The organism is Bradyrhizobium sacchari (assembly GCF_002068095.1).
Lineage (GTDB): Bacteria > Pseudomonadota > Alphaproteobacteria > Rhizobiales > Xanthobacteraceae > Bradyrhizobium > Bradyrhizobium sacchari.
In genome coordinates, this window is the sequence record NZ_LWIG01000053.1 from 55,741 (window position 1) to 66,128 (window position 10,388).

A 10,388-nucleotide genomic window follows, 5' to 3' on the forward strand; every position below is an offset into this window, starting at 1 on the left:
GCCAAGCCGGCCGTTGCGGCCGCCGCAGCTGCGCGGATCGACCATGGCGATCTTACCGCTCTGCTCTATGCACAGGGGTATCGGCGGGAGGAGTTTGTGGAGGTCTGACACGATCGTCGTTCCGGGATGGTGCGAAGCACCAGACCCGGAACCTGGAGATTCCGGGTTCGATGCTTCGAATCGCCCCGGAATGACGGATGAAGCTACTGCACGCTCAGCGCGACAAATCGCAGCTCGCCGTCCGCGTTCGAGACCAGCAGCAGCACCGACTTCTTGCCGTCCTTCTTGAGCTGGTCGACGCGCTTCTGGATGTCGGCACCGCTCGACACCGCTTCCTGCGCAACCTCGACGATGACGTCGCCGGCGGAGAGGCGCTTCTCGGCGGCATCCGAATTGGCGTCGACATTGGTGACGACCACGCCCTTGACGCTGTCCTTGATCTTGTAGCGCGTGCGCAGGTCCTTGTTCAGCGCCGCGAGATCCAGACCGAGCGCCTTCTGCGTCACCGGCTTCTCGGGCGCCGGCTCGTCGGTCTTCACCGCGGCCTGCACCTTGTCGGGATCCTGCAGACGGCCGAGCGTGACCTTCTTGGTCTGCTCCTCGCCCTTGCGGATGATGACGACGTCGACCTCCTTGCCCACCGCGGTGTCGGCGACGACGCGGGACAGGTCCTTCGGGTCCTTGACGTCCTTGCCGTCGAACTTGACGACGACGTCGCCGGGCTCGATGCCGGCGGGCTTGGCCGGGCCCTTGTCGTCGACGCCGGCAACCAGCGCGCCGCGCGCGGGCTTGATGTTGAGGCTCTCGGCGATCTCGTCGGTGACGCTCTGGATGCGCACGCCCAGCCAGCCGCGGCGCAGCTCGCCGAACTGGCGGAGCTGGTCGACGACGCCCGCAACCGTCTTCGACGGCACGGCGAAGCCGATGCCGATCGAGCCGCCGGAGGGCGAGATGATCAGGGTGTTGACGCCGATGACATCGCCTTCGAGGTTGAACAGCGGGCCGCCGGAATTGCCACGGTTGATGGCGGCGTCGGTCTGGATGTAGCTGTCGTAGGGACCGGACGAGATGTCGCGGTTCTTGGCCGAGACGATGCCGGCGGTCACCGTGCCCCCCAGGCTGAAGGGATTGCCGATCGCGACCACCCAGTCGCCGAGGCGCAGCTTGTCACTGTCGCCGAACTTCACCGCGACCAGCGGCTTGGTCGGCTTGAACTTCAGCACCGCGAGGTCGGTCTTCTTGTCGACGCCGACCAGCTCCGCCTTGATCTTGGTACCGTCGTTGAGGATGACGTTGATCTCGTCGGCGTCCGCGATGACGTGGTTGTTGGTGACGACGACGCCCGACGTGTCGATGATGAAGCCGGAACCGAGCGAATTGGTCTTTTTCGGCGGACCGTTGTCGCCGCCCTTGCTCCCGCCGCCGGGACCCCGTCGGTTCTTGAAGAAGTCGTCGAAGAACTCCTCGAAGGGCGAGCCGGGCGGAAGCTGCGGCATGGTGTTGCTGCCGCCGCCCTTGGCCTCGACGGTCTGCGAGGTCGAGATATTGACGACCGCGTCGATCACCTTCTCGGCGACGTCGGCGATGCCATCCGGTCCGCGCGCCTGAGCCGGGCTGCAGAGCGCGCCGAAAGCACTGATAGCGAGCGCGGCCAGCCCAATTCGCACACCATGGCGCAAGCGGGTCGGGGCAATGATGGCAGCGGTCATTGTGATCTCCAGAGAATAAGGATTCGGCGCCAGACTGCGCTCGAACGGGGGCACGGCGCAAGCGCGGACCTTAACGGGCCTCAACAGGCGGATAATATGGCGAAAACCGGCTTCTCGCCTTCACTTTGGCGTTGGCCTCGCGGCTAGATCGGACGCCGCATCACCCAGATCAGGATCAGGCCGACGACGGCCGAACCGATCCCGACCGCCCGCAGGATGTGGTCGGGGGTGGCCATCGCACTTTTCATGGCCTTGCGCATCCAGTTCGGACTTGCCGCAAACATCAAGCCTTCCAGCACGAACAGAATGCCCAAGCCGATGAGGAAGTCGGCGAACGCAATGGACCTCATCGGATTGGAACCTCCCGTGTTGCTGTTCTTGGTCTGGACGAAGGGCGGCAGAACCGCCGCCCTGTCTAGCTTAAGGCTTCGCCGGCGTCTCGGCCGCCCTCTTGCCGGTCGGGTTACCGAAATACCGGAAGAAATCCGACTCCGGCCGCAGCAGGAAGCGGGTGTCGTTCGCACGCAGCCCGTTCTCGTATGCCGTCATCGACCGGTAGAAGTAGAAGAAGTCCGCATCCTTGCTGTAGGCCTCGGCGAACAGGCGGTTGCGCTCGGCATCGCCCGCGCCGCGCGTCTGATCGGCCTGCGAATTGGCTTCCGCGATGATCACGGTCGCCTCGCGGTCGGCCTTGGAGCGGATCTCCTGCGCCTTCTGGCCGCCCTGCGCACGGAACTCGGCCGCCTCGCGTTCGCGCTCGGTCTTCATGCGCAGATAGACCGCCTGGCTGTTCTGCTCCGGCAGGTCGGCGCGCCGGATCCGGACGTCGACGACCTGGATGCCGTAGCCGTCGGCCTCGCGATCGAGCTGGTCGCGGATGCGCAGCATCAGCTTCTCGCGGTCGTCGCGCACCACGTTGATGAAGGTGACCTCGCCGAGCACGCGGCGCAGCGCCGCGTTCAGGAGCGTGGTGAGCTGGATGTTGGCAGCCTGGATCGAGCCGACGCTCTGATAGAAGCGCAGCGCGTCCTTGATGCGGTAGCGCGCGAAGGCGTCGACCACGAGCCGCTTCTGGTCGGACGCGATCGCTTCCTGCGACGGGTTCTCCAGATCGAGAATCCGCTTGTCGATGTTGATCACCGAATTCCAAGGCGCCTTGAAGTGCAGGCCGGGATCGGTGACGACGTCGACGGGCTTGCCGAACTGGAGCACGATTGTCTGTTCGGTCTGCTGCACCGTGAACAGCGACATGTAGCCGACAATCACGACGAGCAGGAGGCCGAGCAGCGCGACGAAACCTGTAACCGGAGACCTCATCGGTTGCCTCCGCTCGGCTGCTGGCCGGCGGCAGGCGGCCGCTTGGTCGTCAATTCGTTGAGAGGCAGGAAGGGCACGACGCCCTGGCCCGAGGAGCCGCCGTCATAGACGAGCTTGTCCGCGCCACCGAGCACGCGCTCCATCGTCTCCAGATAGATCCGTTCACGCGTCACGTCGGGAGCCTTCTTGTATTCCTCGTAAACCTTCAGGAAGCGCGCGCTCTGGCCCTTGGCCTCGGCGATCGCCTGCTCCCTGTAGCCTTCGGCAGCCTGCTGAATCTGCGCCGCACGACCGCGCGCCTGGGGCACCACCTGGTTGGCGTAGGTCTGCGCTTCGTTCTGCAGCTGCTCGAGATTGGCGCGCGCCGCCTGCACGTCGCGGAACGCATCGATCACCTGCGCGGGCGGATCGACCTTCTGCATCTGCACTTGGGTGACGAGAATGCCGGCGCCATAGCTGTCGAGAGTCCTCTGGATCAGCTCCTGCACGCCCTGCTCGATCGTGTTGCGCGCCCCGGTCAGGATCGGCTGGATCTGCGAGCGGCCGATCACCTCGCGCATCGCGCTCTCGGCCACCGCCTTCACGGTGCCTTCCGGGTTCTGGATGTTGAAGAGGAAGTCGCCGACGCCGCCGGCGTCAGGCTTGATGCGCCACAGCACGGTGAAGTCGACGTCGACGATGTTCTCGTCACCGGTGAGCATCAGGCTCTCTTCCGGCACGTCGCGGATGGAGCGGCTGCGCCGGGCTGGATCATCGATCAGGGTCATGCCGATCGAGGTGGTGTTGACGCGCAACGCCTTCGGCAGCAGCACGGTCTCGATCGGATAAGGCAGATGATAATTCAGGCCGGGGTCCACGGTGCGGACATGCTTGCCGAATCGCAGCACGACGCCACGCTCTTCGGACTGCACGCGGAAGAAGCCCGACAGCAGCCAGAACGCGATGATGAGCAGGATGATCAGCGTGATGCCGACACCGGAGAAATAGCCGCCCGGCATGATCTGCTGCAGGCGGTCCTGGCCGCGCCGGAGAAGGTCTTCCAGATCCGGCGGTCTCGGCCCGACCGGTTGCGGGCCTGAGCCCCATGGTCCTTTCGGACCCGAGCCCCACGGGCCACCGCCCTGATTCTTCCACGGCATTCGACGCTCTCCTCGGCAGGGTGGAATTGCCCCCGCCCGCTTTGTCCGGTCCGGCTTTATAGGGGACAGGCAGGTCCCTTACAACGCAGCCTTAGCCGTCCTCCGAGCTAAGCTCGGGGGCAGAAAAGTCAATGTTAACATTGGCGAATGCGGTTAATGGGACGACCGCCGACGATATGTCACATAGGAGAAGTCGGCGCTGTCGTCGGGGCCCGCAGGATGACGGATGCGCGCCACCTCATCCCATTCTGCCCTGTCGATGTCGAAATGGGTGTCGCCGTCGGGCCGCGCATGCACTTCGGTGATTTCGAGGCGATCGGCGCGATCAAGCCATTGCCGAAAGATCTCGGCGCCGCCGATCACCGCGATCTCGGTGACCGAACGCCGCAGGGCATCGCCGCGCGCAACCGCGTCTGCGTCCGTCGCCGATGTCGTGACGATGGCGCCCGCGGCGCGATAGTCCGCATCGCGCGTGATGACGATATTGGTGCGGCCCGGCAGGGGACGGCGGGGCAGGGATTCGAAGGTCTTGCGGCCCATGATCACGGGCTTGCCGATCGTGAGCGCCTTGAAGCGCGCCATGTCGGACTTCAAGCGCCATGGCATCGCGTTGCCGGCGCCGATGATGCCGTTTTCCGCAATCGCAACGACAAAGACGATCTCCATCAGGACGCGCTCCCGGCAAGCTGCCTCAGCGCAGGACCGGTGACGCGGCACAGCGTCCAGTCGTCCATCATCACAGCGCCCAGCGACTTGTAGAACGCGATCGACGGCGCGTTCCAATCGAGCACCGCCCATTGCAGGCGCGACCAGCCATTGTCGATGCATTCTTTTGCCAGATAGACCAGCAGCGCCCTGCCGAAGCCCTTGCCCCGATGCGAGGGCCGCACAAAGAGATCTTCGAGATAGATGCCGTGGCGGCCGCTGAAGGTGGAGAAATTGGCAAACCACACCGCAAAACCGACCGGCTCGCCGTTCCATTCTGCGATCGCGCAATAGAGCTGTGGCCTCTCGCCGAACAGCGCCGCCGCGATGTCAGCCTCGCTCGCCTCGACCTCGTGCGAGAGCTTTTCGTACTCGGCGAGCTCGCGGATGAAGGAAAGAACGAGCCCGGCTTCGTCGGAGCGCGCGCGGCGGATGTTCAGTGACATCTAGACCGCGACTTCCGCCTTGATGTGCGGATGCGGATCGTAGCCGACGAGCTCGAAATCCTCGTAGCGGAAGGAGAAGATGTCCTTCACGTCAGGATTGATCCGCATCACCGGCAGCGCGCGCGGCGCGCGCGTGAGCTGGAGCCGTGCCTGCTCCAGATGGTTGGAGTAGAGATGCGTGTCGCCGAGCGAGTGCACGAAGTCGCCGGGCTTGAGGCCGGTGACCTGCGCGACCATCATGGTGAGCAGCGCATAGGATGCGATGTTGAAGGGCACGCCGAGGAAGACGTCGGCCGAGCGCTGATAGAGCTGGCACGACAGCTTGCCGTTGGCGACATAAAACTGGAACAGCAGGTGGCAGGGCGGCAGCGCCATCTTCTCGACGTCGGCCGGATTCCAGGCGGTGACGATCAGCCGGCGCGAATCCGGGGTGCGCTTGATCATGTCGATGACATTAGCGATCTGGTCGATGCTGCGCCCGTCGGCCGTGGGCCAGGAGCGCCACTGATGGCCGTACACCGGGCCGAGATCGCCATTGGCGTCGGCCCACTCGTCCCAGATGGTGACGCCGTTGTCGCGCAGATATTTGATGTTGGTGTCGCCCTTCAGGAACCACAGCAGCTCGTGCACGATCGCCTTCAGCGGCAGCCGCTTGGTGGTCAGCATCGGGAAGCCGGCCGACAGATTGAAGCGCATCTGATGGCCGAACACCGACAGCGTGCCGGTGCCGGTCCGGTCGGTCTTCTCGGCGCCGTCTGAAAGAATCCGCTCGAGCAGGTCCTGGTACTGGTGCATGTGCGACTGAGCCTTTGGGAAGGCGGCAAACTTAACGGCCGCCTCCGCGCTGCGACAGCAGTGATTCGCTGGTCCCACAGATTATACAAGGAAAAGTGAGTGTTCCCGGGGCAAACGACAAGGGGCGGAACTCGCGTCCCGCCCCTCGCCTATCGGCTTGATTATACTGTTTAACTTGCCGGCTTGAGCACCGGCGTCCATTTCGCGATCTCGCTCTTGACGAGGGTTGCGAGGGCCTCCCGGGTCCGGTCCGCAGGAACCGGGATGACGCTGCCGAGCTCGAGCAGGCGCTTCTTCACGGTCTCGTCGTCGAGCGCCTTGACGGCAGCGGCGTTCAGGCTCGCGACGATCGCAGGCGAAGTTCCCTTCGGCGCGAACATCGCGTTCCAGGCCTGGGCCTGGAATGCAGGCAGGCCGGCTTCCGTCGTTGTCGGCACGCTCGGCAGCGACGGATTGCGCTCCGGCGTTGCGATCGCATAGGCCTTGATCGTGCCGGCGTTGATCTGCGGCACGGCATTGACGATCTGGTCGCACATGTAGTCGACCTGCCCCGCCACCAGCGCGTTCATCGCGGGGCCGGTGCCGTTGAAGGGCACGCCGACCGGCTTGACGTCGAGGATGGAGTGCAGGAGCTCGCACGAGACATGCGAGACCGAGCCGACGCCGGCATGCGCCGCGTTCACCTTCTCGGCATTGGCCTTTACGTAAGTGACGAACTCCTTCAGGTCCTTCGGCGGAAAGTCCTTGCGCGCGAGGATCAGGATCGGCGTGCCCGCGAGCAGCGCGACCGGCTCGAAATCCTTCTCGGGATGATAGGCGAGCTGCGGATAGAGCGGCACGGACGCCGCATGCGTGCCCATATGCCCGGTGATGAGCGTATAGCCGTCATTGGCGGCACGCGCTGCACGCGTGGTCGCGGTGGTGCCGCCGGCACCGACAACGTTCTCGATGATGATGCTCTGTCCGAGCGTCTGCGCCATATGCGCGGTGACGATGCGCGAGATGACATCGGTCGGACCGCCCGCCGCGAACGGCACGATCATGGTGAGGCTGCGCGTCGGATAGGTTTGCGCCGCGGCTGGTGCGACAAAGGCGCACAGCGATGCGAGCGCCGCCGCACAGGCGCCCGTAGCGAGCGCGCGAAGAGAGGTCATATCGTTTTCCCCGGGACACAAACAAAAATGCCGGCCACAAGGGCCGGCATTTTCATGTCACGAAGACATCACACACGTCGATTCGACTTCCGAATGCGGCGAGCGGACGCAGTGCGCCGCGCTGACGCAGGGATCAGTTCTCGGACTCGGTGAACACCTCGTCGCGCTTGGCACGCAGCACCGGCAGCACCGTGAGAATCAGCAGGCTCGCCGCGACGGCCAGCAGCACCGCCGACAGCGGACGCGTCAGGAAAACGCTCCAGTCGCCACGCGAGATCAAGAGCGCACGGCGCAGGTTCTCCTCCATCAGCGGCCCGAGCACCATGCCGAGCAGCAGCGGCGCCGGCTCGAAATCGTGCTTGATCAGCCAGTAGCCGACGAGCCCGAACACGCCGGCGAGGATGACGTCGACCGGCGCGTTGTTCACCGAATAGATGCCGATCGCGCAGAAGATCACGATCGAGGGGAACATCAGGCGGTACGGCACGCGCAGCAGCCGGACCCAGATTCCGACCAACGGCAGGTTGATGATGATCAGCATCAGATTGCCGATCCACATCGAGGCGATCATGCCCCAGACGAGATCCGGCTGCTTCTGCATCACCTGCGGACCCGGCACGATGCCGTGAATGGTCATCGCACCCACCATCAGCGCCATCACCGCGTTCGGTGGGATGCCGAGGGTGAGCAACGGGATGAAGGAGGTCTGTGCCGCGGCGTTGTTGGCGCTTTCCGGCGCCGCAACACCCTCGATCGCGCCGCGGCCGAACCGCGACGGGTTCTTGGCGAGCTTCTTCTCGAGCGTATAGGCCGCGAACGAGGCGATCACCGCGCCGCCGCCCGGCAGAATGCCGAGGATCGAGCCGAGCACGGTGCCGCGCAGGATCGGCGGCGTCGAGTCGATCAGGTCCTTCCTGGTCGGCATCAGGCCGGTAATCTTCTGCTGCACGAGGTCGCGGTTCATCTCGGCGCCGGCGTCGAGATTGCGGATGATCTCGGCAAAGCCGAACACACCCATCGCGACCGTCGCAAAGCCGAGACCGTCGGCCAGTTCCGGAATGTTGAACGCCATGCGCGAGGCGCCGGTCTCGATGTCGGAGCCGACCATCGACAGCAGCAGGCCGAATACGATCATCGCGATCGCCTTCAGCACCGAGCCCTTGGCCAGCACCACCGCGAAGATCAGGCCGAGCACCATCAGCGAGAAATACTCGGCCGGACCGAAGGCCAGTGCGAGCTTTGTCAGCGGCGCGCCGAGCACGGCGATCAAGATGGTAGCGACACAGCCGGCGAAGAACGAGCCGATCGCAGCGATCGCCAGCGCCGGGCCGGCACGGCCCTGCTTTGCCATCTGGTGACCATCGATGGCAGTGACGACCGATGTCGCCTCACCTGGAATGTTGACCAGGATCGACGTGGTCGAGCCGCCATATTGCGCGCCGTAATAGATGCCGGCGAGCATGATCAGCGCGCCGACCGGCGGCAGTCCGAAAGTGATCGGCAGCAGCATCGCCACGGTTGCGATGGTGCCGATGCCCGGGAGAACGCCGACCAGCGTGCCGACGAGGGCGCCGATCAGGCACATCAGCAGGTTGATCGGAGAGAGCGCGACGACAAAGCCGTGAGCGAGGTTGGCAAAAATATCCATCACACCCTCACTGGATCAGGAAACGCGGAAACATCGGCATCGGCAGTCCCAGCACGTAAGGGAACAGGATCGCGCAGCCGAGCGTCAGGCAGGCGCCGACGATGGCGGCCTCCAGCCAGCGCGTCTCATGCGACCCCGTCGCAGCGATCATGAAACTCGCGAAGGCCGTGACAACGAGGCCGAGCGGCCGGATCGCCAGCGCGAAGAACAGGATCGCGACCATCACGAACAACGGCCCGCGCCAGGAATAATGCGCCATCGACGGCCCGTCGGCCAGGAGGCCGGACAGGGCGATGCCGGCGGACAGGGCGACCAGTAGCCCGCCGAACATCCGCGGCGCGGTGCCCGCGCCGAAGGAGAAGCCGCGCATCCCCTGCAGATCGCTCGAAGCCCACAATGCAAACAAGGCGACCGCCATCAGAATGACGCCGCCGACATAGTCCTGCGCCGACCGGATGGTCATGAACAGCGTGACGATCGCCACCGCAAGGATGGGGTAGGAATAGATCAGCGCCAGCAGCACGTCGGAGGACGACTTCTTGGTCTCGCCGCCGGCCGCTCCGATCAGGGCCGCGGGAGCGCCCGTGACCAGCGCGGTGGCATGGCTGATCAGGACAGTAGCCGGGCCGCGTCCCGCACCCCAGCCGAAGATCGTCCCGATCGACCAGATGAATTCAAAGATCTGCGGCGCTATTGCCAGCAGGCAGAAACCGATCACCACCGAGGTGTTTCGGGTGGCTGTCGCTGAGTGGCCCATCGTCTCGGCCATGCATGTCTCCTCCGCGACCCGTAAGTCACGAGCACTGTTGTTCTAAATCGGCTGGAAAGAGATCCCCCGGGCCGCAGCATTGCCTAGCGATTTTCATCACACAATGCCAGCAAAACCCAACAGGCCCCCGGCGAGCAGGAGCCAGAGTGGATTGATGCGCGAGACCGATGCGCTCACCGCAACCACCGCGGTCAGAAGCAGTGCAGCAATCGTCCGGTCGGTCGCCTCGGCCAGGATCAGGGCACTCGCCGCCATCAATCCGATCGAGAGCGGAACCAGTGCAGTCTGGATCAGGGCCGGCCAACGCGATTGGCTTGGCCGGTTCAAGAGATGGCTGACATAATAGGCAACCAGGGCGGTCGGCAGGCACATCGCCAGCGTCGCCGCGAGCGCGCCCGGGATGCCGGCAACGGCATAGCCGATTAACGTCACGATAAGCACATTTGGACCTGGCGAGAGCTGTGCGATCGCATAGGCATCCGCGAACTGCTTGTCGGTCATCCAGTGATGCACGTCGACCGCGATGCGGTGCATCTCGGGCACCGCCGCGGCGGCGCCGCCGACCGCGAACAGCGACATCAGGCCGAAGGTCGAGATCAGCGCCCAGACAGGATTCTCGGTACTCACACTGCTACCTTCCGCCGCAGGAGGAAGGTGGCGCCGATGCTCACGGGGATCGCAACCAGCAGCACCGCCTGGAGCGGCA

11 protein-coding genes and 2 pseudogenes are annotated in these 10,388 nt (G+C 64.7%); 1 reads left to right on the forward strand and 12 read right to left on the reverse strand.

Annotated elements, in window-relative coordinates; genetic code table 11:
* Nucleotides 1-108 (forward strand): annotated as a pseudogene (locus tag A5906_RS45525) (phosphoserine phosphatase SerB); the annotation flags it as partial.
* Nucleotides 109-203: 95 nt separating this feature from the next.
* Here the strand turns inward: A5906_RS45525 and A5906_RS33410 are convergent.
* From A5906_RS33410 to A5906_RS45530, 12 genes and pseudogenes are all read right to left on the reverse strand, one after another.
* Nucleotides 204-1,709: a Do family serine endopeptidase gene (locus tag A5906_RS33410; protein WP_080139382.1), complete on the reverse strand. Its 1,506-nt coding sequence runs from the start codon at nucleotides 1,707-1,709 to the stop codon at nucleotides 204-206.
* A 143-nt stretch (nucleotides 1,710-1,852) separates the two neighbouring features.
* Nucleotides 1,853-2,059, reverse strand: coding sequence for a DUF2065 domain-containing protein (locus A5906_RS33415; protein ID WP_018640847.1), 207 nt, complete (start codon nucleotides 2,057-2,059; stop codon nucleotides 1,853-1,855).
* Nucleotides 2,060-2,129: 70 nt separating this feature from the next.
* Nucleotides 2,130-3,026, reverse strand: a complete 897-nt coding sequence (hflC, locus tag A5906_RS33420; RefSeq protein ID WP_080139383.1) for a protease modulator HflC — start codon at nucleotides 3,024-3,026, stop codon at nucleotides 2,130-2,132.
* Nucleotides 3,023-4,165 carry an FtsH protease activity modulator HflK gene (hflK, locus tag A5906_RS33425; RefSeq protein WP_080139384.1) on the reverse strand — a complete coding sequence of 381 codons (1,143 nt, stop codon included), beginning with the start codon at nucleotides 4,163-4,165 and terminating at the stop codon, nucleotides 3,023-3,025. Before hflK ends, hflC begins: the two co-directional genes overlap by 4 nt.
* 153 nt (nucleotides 4,166-4,318) lie before the next feature.
* Nucleotides 4,319-4,831, reverse strand: coding sequence for a dihydrofolate reductase (locus tag A5906_RS33430; protein WP_080139385.1), 513 nt, complete (start codon nucleotides 4,829-4,831; stop codon nucleotides 4,319-4,321).
* Entirely contained in the window at nucleotides 4,831-5,316 is a 486-nt protein-coding gene (locus A5906_RS33435; protein ID WP_080139386.1) for a GNAT family N-acetyltransferase, read from the reverse strand. Before A5906_RS33435 ends, A5906_RS33430 begins: the two co-directional genes overlap by 1 nt.
* A complete protein-coding gene (locus A5906_RS33440) occupies nucleotides 5,317-6,111 on the reverse strand; it encodes a thymidylate synthase (protein WP_014493053.1) in 795 nt (264 codons plus the stop codon).
* Nucleotides 6,112-6,281: 170 nt separating this feature from the next.
* Nucleotides 6,282-7,265 (reverse strand): tripartite tricarboxylate transporter substrate binding protein BugD, encoded by a 984-nt coding sequence (locus A5906_RS33445; RefSeq protein ID WP_080139387.1) that lies wholly within the window; start codon nucleotides 7,263-7,265, stop codon nucleotides 6,282-6,284.
* A gap of 133 nt (nucleotides 7,266-7,398) precedes the next feature.
* Nucleotides 7,399-8,913: a tripartite tricarboxylate transporter permease gene (locus A5906_RS33450; protein WP_080139388.1), complete on the reverse strand. Its 1,515-nt coding sequence runs from the start codon at nucleotides 8,911-8,913 to the stop codon at nucleotides 7,399-7,401.
* Nucleotides 8,914-8,920: 7 nt separating this feature from the next.
* Entirely contained in the window at nucleotides 8,921-9,682 is a 762-nt protein-coding gene (locus A5906_RS33455) for a tripartite tricarboxylate transporter TctB family protein (RefSeq protein WP_080139389.1), read from the reverse strand.
* Nucleotides 9,683-9,778: 96 nt separating this feature from the next.
* Entirely contained in the window at nucleotides 9,779-10,309 is a 531-nt protein-coding gene (locus A5906_RS33460; RefSeq protein WP_080139390.1) for a chromate transporter, read from the reverse strand.
* Nucleotides 10,306-10,388, reverse strand: a pseudogene (locus A5906_RS45530) (chromate transporter); the annotation flags it as partial. The pseudogene A5906_RS45530 and the gene A5906_RS33460, both read right to left, overlap by 4 nt.

Coding starts and splice junctions, on each gene's coding strand:
- A5906_RS33435 (WP_080139386.1), bottom strand. CDS start 5,316: ATGTCACTGAACATCCGCCGCGCGCGCTCCGACGAAGCCGGGCTCGTT.
- A5906_RS33410 (WP_080139382.1), bottom strand. CDS start 1,709: ATGACCGCTGCCATCATTGCCCCGACCCGCTTGCGCCATGGTGTGCGA.
- A5906_RS33430 (WP_080139385.1), bottom strand. CDS start 4,831: ATGGAGATCGTCTTTGTCGTTGCGATTGCGGAAAACGGCATCATCGGC.
- hflK (WP_080139384.1), bottom strand. CDS start 4,165: ATGCCGTGGAAGAATCAGGGCGGTGGCCCGTGGGGCTCGGGTCCGAAA.
- A5906_RS33440 (WP_014493053.1), bottom strand. CDS start 6,111: ATGCACCAGTACCAGGACCTGCTCGAGCGGATTCTTTCAGACGGCGCC.
- A5906_RS33445 (WP_080139387.1), bottom strand. CDS start 7,265: ATGACCTCTCTTCGCGCGCTCGCTACGGGCGCCTGTGCGGCGGCGCTC.
- A5906_RS33450 (WP_080139388.1), bottom strand. CDS start 8,913: ATGGATATTTTTGCCAACCTCGCTCACGGCTTTGTCGTCGCGCTCTCT.
- A5906_RS33455 (WP_080139389.1), bottom strand. CDS start 9,682: ATGGCCGAGACGATGGGCCACTCAGCGACAGCCACCCGAAACACCTCG.
- A5906_RS33415 (WP_018640847.1), bottom strand. CDS start 2,059: ATGAGGTCCATTGCGTTCGCCGACTTCCTCATCGGCTTGGGCATTCTG.
- hflC (WP_080139383.1), bottom strand. CDS start 3,026: ATGAGGTCTCCGGTTACAGGTTTCGTCGCGCTGCTCGGCCTCCTGCTC.